The organism is Cupriavidus necator N-1, assembly GCF_000219215.1.
GTDB lineage: Bacteria > Pseudomonadota > Gammaproteobacteria > Burkholderiales > Burkholderiaceae > Cupriavidus > Cupriavidus necator.
This window is the reverse complement of the sequence record NC_015723.1, coordinates 1,550,223-1,569,686: the sequence shown is the minus strand read 5'-3', so window position 1 is coordinate 1,569,686 and position 19,464 is coordinate 1,550,223. Positions and strand designations below refer to the sequence as shown.

The 19,464-nt window shown below is 68.0% G+C and carries 17 protein-coding genes; 8 read left to right on the top strand and 9 right to left on the bottom strand.

What is annotated here, in order from left to right; all coding sequences use genetic code 11:
- Positions 1-94: 94 nt before the first annotated feature.
- The 6 genes from CNE_RS25205 (at position 95) to CNE_RS25180 (ending at position 6,864) form a co-directional block, all read left to right on the top strand.
- A complete protein-coding gene (locus CNE_RS25205) occupies positions 95-2,422 on the top strand; it encodes an FdhF/YdeP family oxidoreductase (protein WP_013953119.1) in 2,328 nt (775 codons plus the stop codon).
- A gap of 16 nt (positions 2,423-2,438) precedes the next feature.
- Positions 2,439-2,885 (top strand): phosphate-starvation-inducible protein PsiE, encoded by a 447-nt coding sequence (locus CNE_RS25200; protein ID WP_013953118.1) that lies wholly within the window; start codon positions 2,439-2,441, stop codon positions 2,883-2,885.
- Between the two features lie 157 nt (positions 2,886-3,042).
- Positions 3,043-3,888, top strand: coding sequence for a formate dehydrogenase accessory sulfurtransferase FdhD (fdhD, locus tag CNE_RS25195; RefSeq protein ID WP_013953117.1), 846 nt, complete (start codon positions 3,043-3,045; stop codon positions 3,886-3,888).
- Positions 3,882-5,093: a molybdopterin molybdotransferase MoeA gene (locus CNE_RS25190; protein WP_013953116.1), complete on the top strand. Its 1,212-nt coding sequence runs from the start codon at positions 3,882-3,884 to the stop codon at positions 5,091-5,093. The genes fdhD and CNE_RS25190 overlap by 7 nt, the downstream gene beginning before the upstream one ends.
- A gap of 63 nt (positions 5,094-5,156) precedes the next feature.
- Positions 5,157-6,611 (top strand): aminotransferase-like domain-containing protein, encoded by a 1,455-nt coding sequence (locus CNE_RS25185; RefSeq protein WP_013953115.1) that lies wholly within the window; start codon positions 5,157-5,159, stop codon positions 6,609-6,611.
- Positions 6,598-6,864 carry a helix-turn-helix domain-containing protein gene (locus CNE_RS25180; RefSeq protein WP_010814452.1) on the top strand — a complete coding sequence of 89 codons (267 nt, stop codon included), beginning with the start codon at positions 6,598-6,600 and terminating at the stop codon, positions 6,862-6,864. Before CNE_RS25185 ends, CNE_RS25180 begins: the two co-directional genes overlap by 14 nt.
- Before the next feature lie 24 nt (positions 6,865-6,888).
- Here the strand turns inward: CNE_RS25180 and moaA are convergent, their stop codons facing one another.
- From moaA to CNE_RS25145, 9 genes are all read right to left on the bottom strand, one after another.
- Positions 6,889-7,989 (bottom strand): GTP 3',8-cyclase MoaA, encoded by a 1,101-nt coding sequence (moaA, locus tag CNE_RS25175; RefSeq protein WP_013953114.1) that lies wholly within the window; start codon positions 7,987-7,989, stop codon positions 6,889-6,891.
- A gap of 147 nt (positions 7,990-8,136) precedes the next feature.
- Entirely contained in the window at positions 8,137-8,970 is an 834-nt protein-coding gene (locus CNE_RS25170; protein WP_013953113.1) for an HlyD family efflux transporter periplasmic adaptor subunit, read from the bottom strand.
- Positions 8,967-9,179 (bottom strand): DUF1656 domain-containing protein, encoded by a 213-nt coding sequence (locus CNE_RS25165; RefSeq protein ID WP_013953112.1) that lies wholly within the window; start codon positions 9,177-9,179, stop codon positions 8,967-8,969. The genes CNE_RS25170 and CNE_RS25165 overlap by 4 nt, the downstream gene beginning before the upstream one ends.
- A complete protein-coding gene (locus tag CNE_RS25160; protein WP_013953111.1) occupies positions 9,166-11,256 on the bottom strand; it encodes an FUSC family protein in 2,091 nt (696 codons plus the stop codon). Before CNE_RS25160 ends, CNE_RS25165 begins: the two co-directional genes overlap by 14 nt.
- 4 nt (positions 11,257-11,260) lie before the next feature.
- Positions 11,261-11,398 (bottom strand): DUF2474 family protein, encoded by a 138-nt coding sequence (locus tag CNE_RS39465; protein WP_013953110.1) that lies wholly within the window; start codon positions 11,396-11,398, stop codon positions 11,261-11,263.
- Positions 11,398-12,405 (bottom strand): cytochrome d ubiquinol oxidase subunit II, encoded by a 1,008-nt coding sequence (gene cydB / locus CNE_RS25155; RefSeq protein ID WP_013953109.1) that lies wholly within the window; start codon positions 12,403-12,405, stop codon positions 11,398-11,400. Before cydB ends, CNE_RS39465 begins: the two co-directional genes overlap by 1 nt.
- Before the next feature lie 13 nt (positions 12,406-12,418).
- On the bottom strand, positions 12,419-13,858 hold the full coding sequence (locus CNE_RS25150; RefSeq protein WP_013953108.1) for a cytochrome ubiquinol oxidase subunit I: 1,440 nt from the start codon (positions 13,856-13,858) through the stop codon (positions 12,419-12,421).
- A gap of 255 nt (positions 13,859-14,113) precedes the next feature.
- Complete coding sequence (locus CNE_RS42755; RefSeq protein WP_010809255.1) at positions 14,114-14,236, bottom strand: MFS transporter small subunit; 123 nt, start codon at positions 14,234-14,236, stop codon at positions 14,114-14,116.
- 43 nt (positions 14,237-14,279) lie between these two features.
- Positions 14,280-15,710: an L-lactate MFS transporter gene (locus CNE_RS25145; RefSeq protein WP_013953106.1), complete on the bottom strand. Its 1,431-nt coding sequence runs from the start codon at positions 15,708-15,710 to the stop codon at positions 14,280-14,282.
- Between the two features lie 298 nt (positions 15,711-16,008).
- On the opposite strand from CNE_RS25145, the gene CNE_RS25140 reads away from it, so the two are divergent.
- Together CNE_RS25140 and CNE_RS25135 are read left to right on the top strand one after the other, a co-directional pair.
- On the top strand, positions 16,009-17,412 hold the full coding sequence (locus tag CNE_RS25140) for a sigma-54-dependent transcriptional regulator (RefSeq protein ID WP_049800646.1): 1,404 nt from the start codon (positions 16,009-16,011) through the stop codon (positions 17,410-17,412).
- Positions 17,385-19,448, top strand: coding sequence for a sensor histidine kinase (locus CNE_RS25135; protein WP_013953105.1), 2,064 nt, complete (start codon positions 17,385-17,387; stop codon positions 19,446-19,448). Before CNE_RS25140 ends, CNE_RS25135 begins: the two co-directional genes overlap by 28 nt.
- Positions 19,449-19,464 lie beyond the last annotated feature (16 nt).

Genomic DNA, 19,464 nt, shown 5'->3' with positions numbered 1-19,464 from the left:
AATCTAATCTGGTGACACCGCAACGATCCGGCCCCCTTCGATAAGCAGCGCAGGCCGCCGGACAGCGCCCCCGTCGTTACAGGACACCACGCCAATGAGCTCCCCGACCCCTGAAAAAGGCCACATCGCCCCCTACACCCACCCCGCCGCCGGCTGGGGTGCGCTGAAGTACGTTGCCATCAACCTGATCAAGGAGAAGGTTGCCGGAGGCAAGTACAAGATGCTGTTCAAGCAGAACCAGGCCGATGGCTTCGACTGCCCCGGCTGTGCCTGGCCGGACCGGCAGCACGCCTCCACCTTTGAATTCTGCGAGAACGGCGTCAAGGCCGTGGCCGCCGAATCCACCAGCATGCGCGTGACCCCTGAGTTCTTTGCGCAGCACACGGTGACGTCGCTGATGGCGCAGACCGATTATGAGCTGGAGCAGCACGGGCGGCTGACGCACCCCATGGTCTATGACGCGCAGACCGACAAGTACCGTGCGATCGCCTGGGACGAGGCCTTTGCGCTGATCGGGCGCCACCTGCGCGCGCTGCCGGACCCGAACCAGGCCGCATTCTATACGTCGGGGCGCGCCAGCAACGAGGCCGCCTTCCTCTACCAGCTGTTCGTGCGAGCCTATGGCACCAACAACTTCCCCGACTGCTCGAACATGTGCCACGAGGCCACCAGCCGGGGCCTGCCGCCGACCATCGGCGTGGGCAAGGCCACCGTGGTGCTGGATGATTTCGAGCATGCCGACACCATCCTGCTGTTCGGCCACAACGCGGCCACCAACCATCCGCGCATGCTGGGCGAGCTGCGCGAGTGCGCGCGGCGCGGCGCCACCATTGTGTCGATCAACCCGCTGCGCGAACGCGGGGTGGAGCGCTTTACCAGCCCGCAGCACCCGGTGGAGATGCTCACCGGCTCCAGCACCAAGATCGCCTCGATGTTCGTGCAGCCCAAGCTGGGCGGCGACTTTGCGTTGATCAAGGGCATGGCCAAGCGCCTGGACGAACTCGACGAAGAGGCCATCCGGCACGGCCGCGAGCGCCTGATCGACGTGGATTTCGTGCGCGAGCACACCATCGGCTTCGGCGACTTCATCGAAGACCTGCGCGTGGAAAGCTGGGCCGACATCGTCGCCGAGTCGGGCGTGTCGCAGGAAGATATCGATGCGCTGACCCAGGTCTACGCCAGGGGTAAGCGCGTGATCGCCTGCTGGGGCATGGGCCTGACGCAGCATAAGCACTCCGTGCCGACGGTGCAGATCCTGTCCAACCTGATGATGATGCGCGGGAACATCGGGCGCCCCGGTGCGGGGCTGCTGCCGGTGCGCGGGCATTCGAACGTGCAGGGCGACCGCACGGTGGGTATCGAAGAGAAGCCTGAGCAGGAATTCCTGGACCGCCTGCAGGCCGCCTTCGGCTTCGAGCCGCCGCGCAAGCACGGGTATGACGTGGTCCACACCATCTCGGCGATGCTCGAGGGCAAGGTCAAGGTCTTTGTCGGCCTGGGCGGCAATTTCTCCACCGCCACGCCGGATACGCCGCGCACCTTCGAGGCCCTGCGCCAGTGCGACCTGACCGTAAATATCGCCACCAAGCTCAACCGCAGCCACCTGGTGCACGGCAAGGAGTCGCTGATCCTGCCGACGCTGGGCCGCACCGAGATCGACCAGCAGGACGGCGTGGCGCAGGGCGTGACGGTCGAGGACTCGGTCTGCATGGTCCATATCTCCTTCGGCATGAACGCGCCGGCGTCGCCGCACCTGTTGTCGGAGATTGCCATCGTCGCGCACATGGCGGCCGCCACGCTGGGCTCGCAGAAGATCGACTGGCTCTGGTATGCGCAGGACTATGCCCGCATCCGCGACGCCATCGAGCAGGTGATCGACGGATTCGAGAGCTACAACGCGCGCGTGGCGGTGCCGGGCGGGTTCCACCTGACGCCGGCGGCATGCAACCGGGTCTGGCATACGCCGTCGGGCAAGGCGCAGTTCCTGGTCAACCGCATCGAAAAGGACACCCCCATCAGCCGGGCCCGCCAGAAGTATGGCGACAAGCTGATGGTGATGATGACCACGCGCTCGCACGACCAGTACAACACCACGATCTATGGCCTGGACGACCGCTACCGCGGCGTGTTCGGCCTGCGCCGGGTGGTCTTCATCAGCCCCGCTGACCTGGCGCGGCTTGGCCTGAAGGCGGGCCAGCACGTGGACATCACCAGTGTCTGGGACGACGGCGTGCAGCGCCAGGTCGAGGACTTCGTGCTGGTCGAATACGACATCCCGCAAGGCTGCCTGGGGGCGTACTACCCCGAGACCAATCCGCTGGTGCCGCTGGAAAGCACTGGCGATGGCTGCGGCACGCCCACGTCGAAGTCGGTGCCGGTGTTGCTGACCCCGTCCCGTCGGCAGCCCGCGGCGGCGGCCTGACCGCGCCAGCACAGCCATGAACATGGACAAAAGCCCCGGCGCCCGGCCGGGCCAGAGCCACGTGCGCGCCCGGGTGGAATCCTTCCTGGGCATGGTGGAACTGGCTGGCCTGGTCGTGATCGGCCTGGCCACGACCTTTGCCATGGCACAGGAAGGCTGGAAGGTCGCGGCCATGGGGGTCTTCTCGATCACCGACCTGCTGCTGGTGTTCCTGTACCTGGAGGTGCTGGCGATGGTGGTGCGCTACCTGAGGCTGGGCCAGCTGCCCGTGCGCTTCCCCTTGTACATCGCGATGGTGTCGCTGGCGCGCGACCTGATCCTGCGCTTCAACGAGTCCACCGAGTTCCACATGCTGGCCTTGTGCGCGGGCGTGGTCATGCTGGCCTTCGGCGTGCTGATCCTGCGCTACGGGCAATACCGCTTCCCCAGCAACGACGACAGGGAAGCCGGCGCCGGCGAGTGAAGCCCGAAGCGCGCCGGCATCTGTAGATGCCGGCGATCGGCGCAACTGTACGCCTCGTACGGGGCGGTCCGCGCCTACCATCATTCCCAACAGACCCGATCACTCCCGACCAGCGCCGGCCTTGTGCCGGCGCGGCATCCATCTTGGCGAGACCCCCATGCAATGCACCGAACTGGTTGAACACTCAGGCTATGAAGCGCGCAGCATCGTGCGGCACAAGAACTGCGTGGTGCAGCCGGCCACGGACAACGTGGCGGAAGAGCTCCCGGTGGCGCTGGTGTACAACGGCATCTCGCACGCCGTGATGATGGCCACGCCGCTGGACCTGGAGGCATTCGCGGTCGGCTTCTCGCTGACCGAGGGCATCGTCGGGCGCAATGCGGAGATCCACGACCTGGAAGTGCGCGTGCACGCGCACGGCGCCGAGGTACAGATGGAGATCAGCGAACACGCCTTTGCCACCATGCGGGCCCGCCGGCGCGCGCTGGCGGGGCGCACCGGCTGCGGCGTCTGCGGCATCGAGAGCATCGAGCTGCTCGACCTGGAGCCCGCGCGCATGCCCGAGCCGGCCACCCGGCTGACGCCGTCGCGCGAGATGATCGAGCGCGCCGTCGCGGCGCTGCCGTCGCACCAGCGGCTGATGCAGGCTACCGGGGGCGTCCACGCCGCGGCCTGGTGCGGTGCGGGCGGCGAGATCCTGCATGTGTTCGAGGATGTGGGCCGCCACAACGGCCTGGACAAGCTGATCGGCCACCTGGCGATGCAGCGCATGGCGATGGACGACGGCTTCGTGCTGCTGTCCAGCCGCGCCAGCTATGAACTGGTGCGCAAGGTGGCGCGCATGAATATCCAGATGCTGGCGACGATCTCGGCGCCGACCTCGCTGGCGATCCGCATCGCCGAGCAGGCCGGCCTGCGCCTGCTCAGCTTCTGCCGCCAGGATGGTTATGTCGACTATACCAGCGCCGCATTGGACGCCAGCCGCGGAGACGCAGCATGCTGAACTTTGACGAGGCGCAGGCGGTCTTCGCGATGTGCGCGGAGCCCGTGCGGCAGACCGAAACCGTGTGGCTGGGCTTGCTGACTGGCCGCGTGCTGGCCGGCGACGTGGCCGCGGTCATGGATACGCCCGCGGCGGACCGCAGCGCCATGGACGGCTATGCGGTGCGCTGCGAAGACTGTCGCGAGGGCGCCTGCCTGCCGCTGCAGCAGGTCGTCTTCGCCGGCACGCAGCCGCAGCCGCTGTTGCCCGGCCAGGCCATCCGCATCTACACCGGCGGCGTGATCCCGCCCGGCGCCGATGCCGTGGTCGCGCTGGAAGATGCCGAAGAGACCTATCGCGGTGTGGTCTGCGCGCGCGCACCCGTGGCGGGCCAGCATATCCGGCGCAAGGGCGAGGATGCCCGCCGGGGCGACCTGTTGCTGTCGGCAGGAACCCTGCTGCATGCGGGGCATATTGCCGCGCTGGCGTCGCAGGGACTGACAGAGGCCACGGTCTGCCGGTTGGTGGAGGTGGCTATCCTGACCTCGGGCGACGAGGTGGCGGCGCACGACGAGCCGCGCGACGTGTATCAGGTGCATGACGTCAATGGCCCGATGCTCGAGTCGCTGGTGCAGTCGATGGGCGCCGTGGTCAGTTGCCACCGCCACGTGCAGGACGACGAGCGCGCCTTGCACGACATGCTGCGGGAACTTGCCGCCGACGCCGACCTGGTGCTGGTCACCGGCGGTGCCTCGGTCGGCCAGCGCGACCTGGTCGCGGCGGCGCTGGCTTCGGCGGGCGGCGAGCTGCTTTGCCGTGGCGTCAACATGAAGCCCGGCAAGCCGGTCACGGTGGGGCGCCTGCGCGGCAAGCCCGTGGTGTGCCTGCCGGGAAATCCGGCGGCAGCTTATGCCACCTTCGCGCTGCTGGTGACGCCGCTGCTGCGCCGCCTGCAGGGGCGCGCCGAGCTGTTCCCACCGGTAGGCCGGGTCAGGGCGGCGCTGGCCGGCACGCGCCCGCACCGGGGCGATGCCTTCTGGCGCGTGGGCGAAATCGGCAACCTCGGCGGCCGCGAGAGTTTCGTGCAGGTCAATGCACAGCAGGGCGCCGCCTCGGTGTCGGCGCTCGGCCAGGCCAGCGGCTTTGTGCGGGTCGAACCCCAATGTGCCGGACAGCTCCAAAATGTGCCCCTGCCGTACTATGATCTCCATCGTTGGCTCAGCTGACGGCGGCCCGGCAAGGTGGCCGGTCCGGGCACCGACGGGGCGCAAGGGAAAGGGGAGCGCAGCGTGAAACTATATGAAAAACTGGCTGCGGACATCGAGGCATCGGTGCAACAGGGCGTGCTGCTGCCCGGCGAGCGGATTCCCTCGGTGCGGCAGACCAGCCAGCACCACCGCATGAGCATCACCACGGTGATCCGGGCCTACGTCTTGCTGGAGAGCCGCGGCATCATCGAAAGCCGGCCGCAGTCCGGCTACTTTGTGCGCGCGCGGCCGGGCGAGCCGGTGTTCGAGCTGCGCCCGTCCAGGCCCAGTGCCAAGCCCTCGGCGGTGGACGTCAGCGCGCTGGTGCTTTCCACGCTGCGCTCGATCCGTTCCGATGATGCCGTGCCGCTCGGTTCGCCCTATCCGGACCCTTCGCTGTTTCCGTGGCAGCGCATCAACCAGTACGCCAACAACATCGCGCGCCGCTATGCCAAGTGGACCATGCTCGACGACCTGCCGCCCGGCAGCCCCGAGCTGATCCGGCAGATCTCGCGCCGCTACCTGGAGAACGGCTACGCCATCGATCCGAACGAGGTGATCGTCACCATCGGCGCGACCGAGGCCATCAACCTCTGCCTGCAGGCGGTGGCCAGGCCGGGCGATACCATCGCGGTGGAGTCGCCGACCTTCTACGCCATGCTCCATGCCATCGAACGGCTGGGCATGCGCGCCATCGAGGTGGCGACCGATCCGGCGGAGGGCATCGACATCGGCGAGCTGGCGCGGCTGATCGATGAAAAGGGCGTGGCTGCCTGCATGGTGATGCCCAATTTCCAGAACCCGCTCGGCTTCCAGATGCCCGATGAGAAGAAGCGCGCGCTGGTGGCCATGCTGACCGAGAAGGACATCCCCGTCATCGAGAACGACGTCTACGGCGAGCTCTATTACGGCGAGGCCCATCCCAGTTCATTGAAGGCGTTTGACAAGGCCGGCATCGTGCTGCATTGCTCGTCGTTCTCCAAGACGCTGACCAATGCCTACCGGATCGGCTGGGCGCTGCCGGGCCGCTACCGCGAGGCCGTGGAACGACTCAAGTTCCTCAACACGCTGACCACGCCGGCGATTCCGCAACTGGCGATTGCCGAGTTCCTGAAGAACGACGGCTACGACTTCCACCTGCGGCGGGTGCGCAAGGCCTATGCGCAGCAGGCCAGCATCATGGCCGCCGCGGTGCGCAGGTTCTTCCCGGACGGCACCACCACGTCGCGCCCCGCGGGGGGCTATGTGCTGTGGGTGCAGCTGCCGGAGGGCATCGATGCGATGGAGATGTATCACGCCGCGCTGGAGCACCGCATCACCGTTGCGCCGGGGCATATGTTTGCGCCCGGGGCCACTTACGGCAACTGCATCCGGCTGAACTACAGCTCGGAATGGACGCCCGGCATCGAGTCCGCCGTGCAGACGCTGGGCAAAATCGCACAGCACCTGCTGGCACGCAGCCGGGAACGCGCAGAGGAAGAGCATGCAAGACGCTGATATCGATCCCGCCATGGTCGCGGCGCTCCAGGTCCTGTGGCAGGCTGGGCGCGAGGGTGGCGGCAGCCCCTGGTCGCTCGCCAAGATCGCGAAGCGGGCACAACTGCCGATGAGCGTGCTGCGGCGCGTGTTGACGCAGCTGCAGGCCGCCGGACTGGCGGACGTGGCGATCGACGAGGAAGGCCGCGGTCACGCGAGCCTGACACCAGCCGGCGCGGAGCTTGCCGCGCAGGCCTTCCCGAATCCTGACTGAGTGACCGGGAGCCGCGCCCGCGGCTCAGCCCCCGACCAGCGACATGCGCACCGTCGGGTACTGGCGCTTGCCGCTGGCCAGCCGGTCAGCGCGCAGCTCAGAGTAGCGGTCGCCGCGGGCCTGCCACGCTTGCCGGACCGCGTCCGCCACGGCTTCATCCGGGTGGGCGGTGCCCAGGTGCTGGCGCAGGTCGACGGAACTGGTGGCGAACAGGCACAGGTGCAGCCGGCCGTCGACCGAAACGCGTGCGCGGGTGCAATCGCCGCAGAATGGGTGCGAAACGCTGGAGATAAAGCCCACCTTCAGGCTGCCGTCGGCCAGCGGGTAGTTGCTGGCGGTTTCGCCGTCGCGCCGAGTGACCGGCAGCAGCGCATGCGCGCGTTCGACCATGCCGCGGATCTCGTCGGACGGGACGACGCGCGACTGTGACCAGCCGCTCGGGCCTTCCACATCCATATATTCGATAAAGCGCAGCGTGACGTCGCTGCCGCGGAAGTGTTCGACCAGCGGCAGCACCTGCGCGTCGTTGGTGCCGCGCTCGACCACGCAGTTGACCTTGACTGGCGCCAAGCCCGCCGCGATGGCCGCGTCGATGCCCTCCAGCACGCGGCCGACCGGGAAATCCACATCGTTTATGGCGCGGAAGATCTGGTCGTCGAGGCTGTCCAGGCTGACCGTGACCCGGCCCAGGCCCGCGTCGCGCAGCGAACGCGCCTTGCGGGCCAGCAGGCTGCCGTTGGTGGTCATGGCCACTTCCACCTGCCGGCCCTCCAGGGTACGCATGGCCGCAATGCGTTCGACCAGAGACTCGATGCCTTTGCGCAGCAGCGGCTCGCCGCCGGTCAGGCGCACCTTCTCAACGCCCAGGCTGACAAAGGCGCGCACGATGCGCAGCAATTCGGCATCGGACAGGCGCTGCTCAGGCGACAGGAACGGATAGTCGCGCCCGAAGCGCTCCTTGGGCATGCAGTAGGTGCAGCGGAAGTTGCATTGGTCGATCACCGAGAGGCGCAGGTCGCGCAGCGGACGGCCCAGCTGGTCCCGGCAGGCGGGTGATGCGTGGTCCGGCTCGGGCGCCTCAAAACTGCGGGCGGCGGGCATTTTTTGCACAAGCGCTGCTTGCATGGCGAATCTCCCGGGGGCAATGGGGTAGGGCATGGCGCATGCCATGCCATCCATGGTACGAACCGATGGCCGCCCGGCAGGCGCACAAATCGGCAGGAGCGGAAGCAGAACAGTTCCGGCGGGACCGGTGCGGCTGAATTGGGCGCCTCATTCGCGCGGCGCCCGGATGCGCACCGTCGCGGTCTGGCCGGCGATCAGGTGGGCCCCGGCCGGCACCTGGTCCAGCGCGATGCGCACCGGTATGCGCTGCGCCAGGCGCACCCAGTTGAAGGTCGGGTTGACGCTGGGGAGCATGTTCGGCCCGATGGCGCGGTCCTGGTCCTCGATGCCGGGCGCAATGCTCTGCACATGTCCGCGCAAGGGGGTGCGCTGGCCCATGATGTGCACTTCGGCGGCGCTGCCGACGCGGATCGCGGGCAGCTTGGTTTCCTCGAAATAGCCCTCCACGTACTGCGAGCCGCTGGCCACCACCGACAGGGCTGGCTTGCCGCGGGTGGCAAAGTCGCCGGCGCGCGGCAGGCGGTCGCTGACATAGCCGTCGACCGGGCTGGTCACGCGGCAGCGGGCCAGGTTCAGCCTGGCCACGTCCACCGCGGCATCGGCTTCGTCGATGCGCGCCTGCGCGGCGGCCAGGGCGGCAACGCCGGCCGCGTTCGACGCCTGGCGCCGGCCCAGTGCCAGCGCGGCGCGCGCCGAAGCGGCCTCGGCCTGCGCCTGTTTCAGGGCCAGGATGAAGCGGTCCTGGTCCACTACGAACAGGACCTGGCCGCGTTGCACCCGGGCGTTGTCGCCGACGAGCACGGCCGTGACCAGGCCGGAGACATCCGGCGCGACCTGGATCACTTCTGCGCGCACATGGCCGTCGCGGGTCCAGGGCGCCTCGGTGTAGTACTGCCACAAATGCCAGGCGGTCAGCGCCGCGGCGACCACGGCCGCCAAGGTCACCGCAACGGGGCCGAGCAGCGAAAGTTTGCGAATCATGATGGGGCCTGCCAGACGAGCGCGACGATCGCGCCCAGTACGAGGATATAGAGCGAGAAATTGAACAAGGACCGGTGCCAGATGATGCGGTAGAAGCCGATCCGGGCGAGCACGACGCGCACGCCGGCGGTCACGGCGAAGGCGGCCAGCATCCACACCACGGTGGCTGGCACGAACACGCCGTACAGGTCGAACTCAGTGGCGTGCATGGTGATCTCCTTCATGCGGATGCAGGGCAAGCCGCAGGGTGGCCAGTGCCGCCAGCGCGGTGCGCGGGCTGCCATGGGCCGTCGTGGCCAGCGCCGCGAAGGCCGCGTCGATGTGCGCGGCCAGCGCCGGCGCGGGCGGGCTAGCATGGCCGGTGCGCGCGCATTGGCGGTAGTGGCGTGCGACCCCTGTCAGCACGCGCTCCACGGCCCGGCGGCGCGGCGCGGGCACGCCAGCCGGGACGCGCCGCAGCGCGAGCGCGGCTGATTCGACCAGGAAGTCGGCAACGGCGCTGCCGGCCTGCCTGCCGCTGGCATTGTTGCAGCGGGTCAATGGCGGCCACTGGCGCAGCAGCCGGTCCAGCATGCGGCCGCGCAGCCGCGCGCTGTTGACCGGCGCGCGCGGGTGCGCCGCCAGCGCGATCTCGTTCCAGTTGGCCCTGGCCAGCCGGTAGGCCACCAGCTGCTGGCCGAAGGGCTGCATCAGGACTGCCCACAAGGCCGCGAACACCAGCGCCGCCAGGCTCGCCAGGCTGCTGTTGAAGATGCCGGCGAAACTGGCGGCGGTCAGGTGCTGCGGGCCCGGGAACGACGCCGCCGTGACCGCCAGCAACACGCCGAACAGCGCGTTGCGCGGCTGCGTGGTCATGGCGCCGATGACCAGGTAGGGGCTGCACAGCAGGGCGGCAAGCGAGCCAAAGTCATGGGCCAGTTGCAGCACCACGAACTGGTAGTACCAGGACAGCAAGGCACAGCCGATGCTCCACGCGATCACCCGGCCGGCCATCAGCCGCGGCTCCGCGGTGGTGGCGATAAAGCAGCTGGCGAGCGCGGCCAGGCCGACCGGGCCGGCACCATCGACCCACCCCGACACCATCCACAGCAGGCCCGCGACGAAGGTGGCCGAGCCGGCGGTAGCGCCGCGGAACAACAGCTGCGCGTGATCATGGTGCCGGGCCTGCCCGGCGGGTTCCACGCGGTAGCGCAGCGCGGTGGGCTCGCTCCCGCCCTGGCGCAGGCTGGCCTGCAGCAGGCGGCAGTCCTGCCAGAGATCGCCCAGTTCATCCAGGTAAGTGCAGGTCGCCGCGACCAGCCGTGCATGCCAGTCCGCGGGTGCGGCCGGCGTGCTGCCTGCCGGGTACCAGGAAGGCGGGGGCCGGGACGCACCGGCGTCGCCGGCGATCCAGGCCAGCGTGGCGCGCATGCGCTGCGCGACGGCGTCAGGCATGCCCGCCGGATGCCGGCGCAAGGCGCTGGCGGCATCGGCCAGCGCGAGCACCAGCGGCAGCAGGGCCGTCATGCGCTGGTGCAGGGCACGTGCGCGCCGCAGGGTCAGGGCGCCGTCGGCTTCATAGGTCAGCTGGGCCAGCTGGGTTTCCATTGCGAGGATATCGGCGGCCAGCAGGCTGAAGCTGTCATGGCGCTGGCCTGCGCTGGCACCGGCGGCCAGCACGTCGGTGATCCAGCGCGAGGCATGGTCCAGCCACGCCGACGCGCGTGCGGCCAGCGCCGGCGTGGTGCGCGAGGGAAAGACCACCGCGCTGACCACGCTGGCGCAGACGATGCCGATGATGATTTCCTCGATGCGGGTGAGGGCCACGTCAAAGACGGTGGCCGGGTTGGTGACCGTCGGCAGCGCCACGATCGGCAGTGTATAGGCGGCCAGCAGGCAGATGTAGTTGCGCGGCGCCGGTTCCAGCAAGGACAGGTAGAGCATGGTGCCGGTCCAGCACGCGATCGCGGCCATCAGCAGCATGGGCTCGTCGACCAGCCAGGGCACCAGCGCCACCGCGCACACGGCGCCCAGCAGCGTGCCGAAGACGCGGTAGGTGCCCTTGGCATAGGTGGCGCCGGCCAGCGGGCTGGACACCAGGTAGACGGTGGCCATGGCCCAGTAGGGCCGCGGCAGCCCGAGCGCCAGCGCCACGTAGAGCGCCAGCATTGCCGCGCCGAACACCTTCAGGGAATGCAGCCAGGGTGCAAGGTCGGCGCGTCGCGCCCAGGCTGCCGCAAGCGTGTCGAGCACGCCGGTGGTGCGCGCGGGCAGCGCGGGGCGGGAGAGCGGGCTTGAGGACGGCATGGCTTCAGTTGGCAAGCCCGGCTGCGCGCATCAGCAGCTTCATCAGGCTGGCGCAGACGAAGACCGTGCCGACCCCCGCCAGCCACAGGGCCAGCAGCCAGCCCAGGCGGGCCGCCAGCCGCGAATGCAGGATCCTGGTCATTAGTGGTACCCCTCCCCGCGCTTGACCTTGCCGCGGAACACGTAATAGGACCAGGAGGTGTAGGCCAGGATGATCGGCACGATGAACAGGGTGCCGACCAGCGCGAAGCCCTGGCTTTGCGGGGGCGACGACGCATCGAAGATCGAGATCGACGGCGGGATGATATTGGGCCAGATGCTGATGGCAAGCCCCGTATAACCCATGAAGATCATCAGCAGCGCGTACAGGAACGGCGACACGTTCGGGTGGTTGCGCAGGGACCGGTAGATGCCGAAGGCGGAGAACAGCACCAGCAGCGGCACCGGCAGGAAGAAGAACAGGTTGGGCAGCGCGAACCAGCGTTGCGCGATCTCCGGATGGGTCAGCGGCGTCCACACGCTCACCGCGGCGACCATTGCCAGCATCACGCCGGTCAGCACGTTGGTCACGCGCAGCATGGTCCATTGCAGGCGGCCCTCGGTCTTCATGATGAGCCAGGTGACCCCGAGGAAGGCATAGGTAATCACCACGCCCACGCCGCAGAAGATCGGGAACGGCGCCAGCCAGTCGAGCGCGCCGCCGGTGAAGGTGGTGCCTTCCATGGTGATGCCGTCGATATAGGCGCCCAGCGTCACGCCCTGGAAGAAGGCGGCGACCACCGATCCCCACGTGAACGCGGCATCCCAGTAGGGGCGGCTGCGGTCGCTGGCCTTGAAGCGGAATTCAAAGGCCACGCCGCGGAAGATCAGCCCCATCAGCATGAACATCAGCGGCAGGTAGAAGGCGCTGAGCAGCACCGAGTAGGCCAGCGGGAAGGCGCCCAGCAGCGCCGCGCCGCCCAGCACCAGCCAGGTTTCGTTGCCGTCCCAGACCGGCGCCACCGTGTTCATCATGACGTCGCGGTCATGACGGTCGCCGACGAAGGGGAAGAGAATGCCGATGCCAAGATCGAATCCGTCCATGATGACGTACATCATCACGCCGAAGAAGATCAGGGCGGCCCAGATAACGGGAAGGTTGATACCCATGTTGATCACCTGTTCAGGATTCGCGCTGGCCGTGCGGGGCCATCGGGTTGGGTGTGGAAGCCGCGGCGATGGCGGCGGGAACGACGCTGCCGGGGCCGTAGGACGGCTCATCGTGCGGGTGCGCGTCGGGGGCGGGGCCGGCGCTGGCCAGCCTGAGCATGTAGCGGATGCCCACGCCGAAGCAGACGAAGTAGATCACCACGAACAACGCCAGCGACAGCGCCACCGGGCCGGCGGCATGCGCGGAAACGGCATCATGGGTACGCAGCAGTCCATAGACCACCCACGGCTGGCGGCCGATCTCGGTGGTCATCCAGCCGGCCAGCAGCGCGACCAGGCCGGCGGGGCCCATCACCACCGCGAGGCGCAGGAAGGCCTTGGACCGGTACAGGGCGCCATTGCGGCGCAGCACCCAACCCAGCAGGCCGAACAGGATCATCGCCACGCCCAGCCCAACCATGACGCGGAAGGTGAAGAACAGCACCGTGGCATTGGGGCGGTCTTCTCTGGGGAAGTCCTTCAGGCCGCGGATCTGGCCGTCAAGGCTGTGCGTGAGGATCAGGCTGCCCAGGCGCGGAATCTCGATGGCGTAGCGGGTTTCCTCGCGTTCCATGTCGGGGATGCCGAAGACGATCAGCGGGAAGCCGCCCTTGACATCCCTGGCGGCGGTGTTCCAGTGCCCCTCCATCGCCGCGATCTTGGCGGGCTGGTGCTCCAGCGTGTTCAGGCCGTGGGCGTCGCCCACCACCGCCTGGATCGGCGCCGCGATCAGTACCATCCACAGGGCCATCGACAGCATCTTGCGGGCGGCGGGCACGGCGCGGTCATGCAGCAGCTGCCAGGCCGAGGATGCCGCCACGAACAGTGCCGTGGACAGCAGCGCGGCGATCACCATGTGCGTGAGCCGGTAGGGGAACGACGGGTTGAAGATCACCTCGAGCCAGTCGGTGGGCACCACCTTGCCGGCAACGACGACGTAGCCGGCCGGCGTATGCATCCAGCTGTTCGACGCCAGGATCCAGGTGGAGGAAATCATGGTGCCGAGAGCCACCATCACCGTCGAGAAGAAATGCAGCCCCGGCCCGACGCGGTTCCAGCCGAACAGCATCACGCCCAGGAAGCCCGCTTCCAGGAAGAAGGCGGTCAGCACCTCGTAGGTCAGCAGCGGTCCGGTGACGCTCCCCGCAAACTGCGAGAAGCCAGACCAGTTGGTGCCGAACTCATAGGCCATGACCAGGCCGGAAACGACCCCCATGCCGAAGTTCAACGCGAAGATCTTGATCCAGAACTGGTACAGGGTCCTGTACACCGTGTCCTTGGTGTAGAGCCAGCGTGCTTCCAGGAACGCCAGGAAACATGCCAGCCCGATCGTGATGGCGGGAAATAAGATATGAAAGGAAACCGTGAATCCGAACTGGATTCGAGCGAGCTCCAGGGCTGTGAGTCCGTGCATCGATGTGCTCTCCGTGGGGTTGCCGCCGGCACGACGGCGTGTCGCGCGACACTACGGACAAGCGTAAGGAGTACAGCCTGCCCGCGAAGGATACAGTTCTTGCAGAACCGCTAAAGCTCAGTTTGCAGAGCCGGAAGAAGCGCTCGCCAGGCGCCGCAAAGCAAATACAGATAGCGCCATTGCGCGGGATCACAGTCATGGATGGACCCCGCTGCATCGACGGATCGTGATGCAGCGGACGGTCAGGGCGAGCGCTTAGCTGAACAGCTTCATGGCCTTCCCGAGGGTCGACCAGATGCCCGCGCCCAGCGGGATCAGCACATAGGCCCAGAACGCGAGCAGCAGCAGCGTCTTGCCGAAAGTTCGGTCGTCTTGCACGGTGGTGTCTCCTGAGTATTGGTATCGGAATCCGGGGGGGCGCTCAGGCTGCGCTGGTGGCTTCGCGCAGGTGGTGGCGCTCATGCACCGGCCGGATCAGCAGGTTGCAGACGAAACCCGCCACCAGCAGGCCGGCCATGATGTGCAGGGTGTCGACATAGACCTCTGACCTGGGAACGCCCATGGCCAGCTTGTGCTCGCGGATGTAGTTGACCAGCGCCGGGCCGGCAATGCCGGCGGCGGCCCAGGCGGTCAGCAGGCGGCCGTGGATGCCGCCGACGTAGGCGGTGCCGAACATGTCGGCCAGGTAGGCGGGAATGGTGCTGAAGCCGCCGCCATACATGGTCAGGATCAAGAAGTAGCAGGCCACGAACAGGGCCACGTTGCCGGACGCGCCGACGGCCGGCACCGCCATGTACAGCGCGGCGCCAAAGGCGAAGAAGATGGCATAGGTGATCTTGCGGCCGAAGTAGTCGCTGGCGGAGCTCCACAGGAAGCGCCCCGTCATGTTGCCGATGCTGAGCAGGCCGACGAAGCCGGCGGCGGCTGCCGCAGTGATGCTGCCCTTGAAGGTTTCCTGGATCATCACCGCAGCTTGGCCCAGCACGCCGATGCCGGCGGTGATGTTCAGGAACAGGATCACCCACAGCAGGTAGAATTGCGGCGTTTTCAGCGCCTGGTCGATGTGCACGTGGGCGTGCGTGACCATCTTGCGGGCCTTGGTGGTGGGAACGTAGCCCGGGGGCGCCCAGCCCGGGAGCGGGATGCGGATGGCCAGCGCGCCGATCGACATCGAGATGAAGTAGACCACGCCCATCACCAGGAAGGTCTGTGCCACGCCCGCGCTGGTTGCGCTCTTGAAGGTGTTCATCAGCGCGACCGAGAGCGGCGCGCCAATCATCGCGCCGCCGCCGAAGCCCATGATCGCCATGCCGGTGGCCATGCCGCGGCGGTCGGGGAACCAGCGGATCAGCGTGGACACCGGCGACACGTAGCCCAGCCCCAGCCCGATCCCGCCCAGCACGCCGTAGCCCAGGTACAGCAGCCAGATCTGGTGCAGCCAGATGCCGAGCGCCGACACCAGGAAGCCGCCGCCGAAGCAGCACGCCGCCGTGAACATGGTGCGCCGCGGCCCGACCTTCTCCAGCCACTTGCCGGCAAACGCGGCAGAGATGCCGAGGAAGAAGATCGCCAGCGAGAACACCCAGCCCAGCGTGGTCAGTTGCCAGTCGCCCGGCGCCGACTGCGTGACGCCGAGGATCCGGGTCAGCGGTTCGTTGAAGACCGAGAAGGCATAGGCCTGGCCGATGCACAGATGCACCGCCAGCGCGGCGGGCGGAACCATCCAGCGGTTGAAGCCGGGGCGGGCGATGATGGCCTCCTTGGAGAAGGCCGACGGGCGTGACGTTGGCCGGGACGGCGACGCGTGTTGGGACTTCTGCGAGGGCGTTTGCGCTTGCGCGGGGTATGACATGAAGTTGTCTCCTACCTGGAAGTGGCAGCCTCTTCTTGCGCGTGATGCGATGGGCTGGAGTGCGTGGTTCAGCAAAAGCCATGCCCATGGCGGATTTCGTTTGCCGTCAATGGCTTGCCGCGCGCGGACCGGGCCGTCAGGCGCAGCCGTGGACAAAATGTCCTGGCAGCAGCCCCTCGCGCGGGCCAAACTGTCCATCCGTGGCCGCGGTTTGCGGGGCTGGCTCGGTTTACCCCCAATACAGGCGGATAGCGCACTGTCGCTAGACTCTTCTCTTGCCCCCGCAACTACTAAAGTGATGAACGAAAGACAAAGCAACGCAGCCGATGCCGACAACTGGCAGCGCCGCACGATCCTGGTGGTGGACGACGAGGCCGGCATGCGTTCGTTCCTGTCGCGCGCGCTCGAAGGCAAGGTGGGCAGCGTGGTGACGGCCGACAGCGCCGAAGCGGGTGCCGCGCTGCTTGAGCAACGGCATTTCGACCTGATCCTGCTAGACGTGGCGCTGCCCGGTATCAGCGGGGTGGAGTGGCTCAAGGCACTGCGCGCGGCCGGCAACCCCGCCGATGTGATCCTGATGACCGCCTTCGCCGACATGGACACGGCGATCGCCGCGCTGCGCTCGGGCGCGGCGGACTTCATCGTCAAGCCGTTCCGTGTCGACCAGATGCTCAATGCAATCCGGCGCTGCTTTGACCGGACCCGGCTCGCGCGGGAGAACTACCTGCTGCGCCGCGAGCTGGACAAGTACACCATCCACAAGCACTTCATCGGCGAGTCCGAGGCCATGAAGAAGGTCATGGCGCTGGTGGCACGGGTGGCACCGATGCCATCGACGGTACTGGTGACGGGCGAGTCCGGCACCGGCAAGGAAGTGGTGGCGCGCGAACTGCATCACCTGAGCGGACGGCAGGGCCAGTTCGTGCCGCTGAACTGCGGCGCGATGGCGCCCGAGATCATCGAAAGCGAATTGTTCGGCCACGCCAAGGGTGCCTTCACCGGCGCGGCCGGCGGGCGCCATGGCCTGTTTCTCTATGCCGACGGCGGCACGCTGTTCCTGGACGAGATCTCGGAGCTGCCGCTGGGGATGCAGGCCAAGCTGTTGCGAGTGATCGAGGACCGGCGCATCCGGCCGCTCGGCACCGAGCGCGAGATTGCCGTGGACGTGCGCATCGTCGCGGCCTGCAACCGCAACCTGGCCAACGAGGTCGCCGCCGGGCGCTTCCGCCAGGACCTGTACTACCGGCTCGACGTTGTGTCCATCGCCATCCCGCCGTTGCGCACGCGGCCGGAAGACATCGTGCCGCTGGCCGAGCATTTCTCGGAGCAGCTGTCGGCCCAGCTCGGACTGCCCGCGGTGCCGCTCTCGCCCTCATTGATCCGGGTGCTCAAGGGCTACGACTGGCCAGGCAATGCGCGCGAGCTGCGCAACCTCGTGGAGCGGGCGCTGATCCTTGGCGAATACCCGGTCGAGCTGCTCGCGCACCAGGCCGATTCGCCTCAAGCGAACCTGCCGGAAGCGGAGCACGAGGACGCAGCCATGCCGGCCGACGACGGCACGCTGCTGGAGTCGGTGGAGCGGAGGCACATCCTGCAGGTACTGGCGGCCGAGGGCGGCAACCGGGTGGAAGCGGCGCGCCGGCTTGGCATCTCGCGCCGCACGCTGGACCGCAAATGCCTGCAGTGGGGCCTGCGTCCTTGAGCCCGGCCGCGCTGCTGCGCCGCTATCGCGCCTCGCTGCGGGCCAAGCTTGTGTCCATCGTGGTCGCGCCGCTGCTGGTGGCGCTGCTGGTGCTGCTGCTGATCATGGGGTTGTGGGGTAATCGCGCGTTCCAGGCCTTGCTGGCCTACAAGGTCAACAGCGACCTGCTGGTCGCCCACGAGTACTTCGAGCATATGGTGGGCGGCGTGGAAGACCGGGTCCTGCAGGAGGCGCGCTCACATGCGCTGGTGGCCGGGCTTGGCCGCGGCAACGCCATGCCCGCCATCCTGGCCGACGCGCGGCGCACGCACGGGCTGGACTTCCTGCAACTGCTGGATCCGCAAGGGCGGCTGCTTGCCGCTGCGCCCGCTGGCACAGGGGCTGACCCTGCCGCCTGGCGCATCGTGAGCAGCGCCGCGGCCGGCCGCGCGGCGGCCGCCACCGACGCCTGGTCCGCGGCCCAGCTGGCAGCCGTGTCCGCCGAGCTTGCCCGGCGCGCGCAGGTGGCGCTGCGGCCCACCGCCAATGCGGTGCCCACCGACAAGACCCTGGAAACCCGCGGCATGGTGGTGCACGCGGCGGCGCCGGTGTTCGATGAAGCCGGCACACTGGTGGCGATCCTGCACGGCGGCACCCTGCTGAACAACAACCTCGGCTTTATCGACACCATCAACGCGCTGGTCTACCAGCCCGAGTCATTGCCCCGCGGCAGCCAGGGCACGGCGACCCTGTTCCTGGACGACACGCGCATCGCCACCAACGTGCGGCTGTTCCATGGCGAGCGCGCGCTGGGCACGCGGGTCTCGCGCCAGGTACGCGACAAGGTGCTGCTGCGCGGCGAGAAATGGCTGGACCTGGCCTTCGTGGTCAACGACTGGTACATGAGCGCCTATGAGCCGATCGCGGACAGCCGCGGCCAGCGCATCGGCATGCTGTACGTGGGTTACCTGGCCAAGCCGATCAGCCAGGCCAAGGACCTGGCGCTGGGCGTGCTGGTGGGCCTGTTCCTGCTGCTGGGCGTGGCCGGCGCGCTCTTTTCGCTGCTGTGGGCCAGGCGCGTGTTTGCGCCGATGGCGCGGATGGTCGGCACCATGCGCGCGCTCAAGGCCGGCAACACCGGGGCACGCGTCGGCCCGGTGGGCAGCGAAGACGAGCTGGGCCAGCTTGCCGGCCAGTTCGACCAGTTGCTGTCTGACCTGCAGCAGCGCAACGCCCAGCTCAAGGACTGGGCGGACTCGCTCGATCGCAAGGTGGCCGAACGCACCCGCGAGCTGGAAGAATCCAACGCCGTCCTGCGGGCGGCCCGGCAGCAGCTGATCACGTCGGAAAAGCTCGCCGTGGCGGGACAGCTCACCGCCGGCGTGGCCCATGAGGTCAACAACCCGATTGCCGTGATCCAGGGCAACCTGGACGTGGCGCGCGAGATCCTGGGCCCGGCCGCGGAGCCGGTCCGCCATGAGCTGCGGCTGATCGACGAGCAGGTCCGACGCATCCAGCAGCTGACCAACCGGCTGCTGCAGTTTGTCCGGCCAGAGGCCTACGCCGGCAATATGGAGCGCCTGGACGTGGGTGAACTGGCGGCCGGCTGCGTCGACCTGGTCCGGCACATGCTGAAGGGCGCGTCGATCCGGGTCGAGCTGGACTGCCTGGCCACACGGCAGGTGCGCATCAGCCGCAGCGAGTTGCAGCAGGTCGTGGTCAACCTGCTGACCAATGCCATCCACGCCATGCCCGAGGGCGGCACGCTCACGCTGGGCACGCGCGACTGGGAAGGGCAGGGCGTGACGCTGCACGTGCGCGACACCGGCCATGGCATCCGGGAAGAAGACCTGCCCAACCTGTTCAATCCGTTCTTCACGACCAAAAAGCAGATGGGGACGGGCCTCGGCCTATCGATCAGCTATGCGCTGGTGGAGCGCTACGGCGGCCGCATTACCGTGGAGAGCGCGGTGGGACAGGGCGCCGAGTTCATTGTCTGGCTGCGCGAGGACGGGGCGGCCCCGGCGCAGGCAGAGGCGGGCGGCGGTGAGCCATGACATGGCATGATGGTGC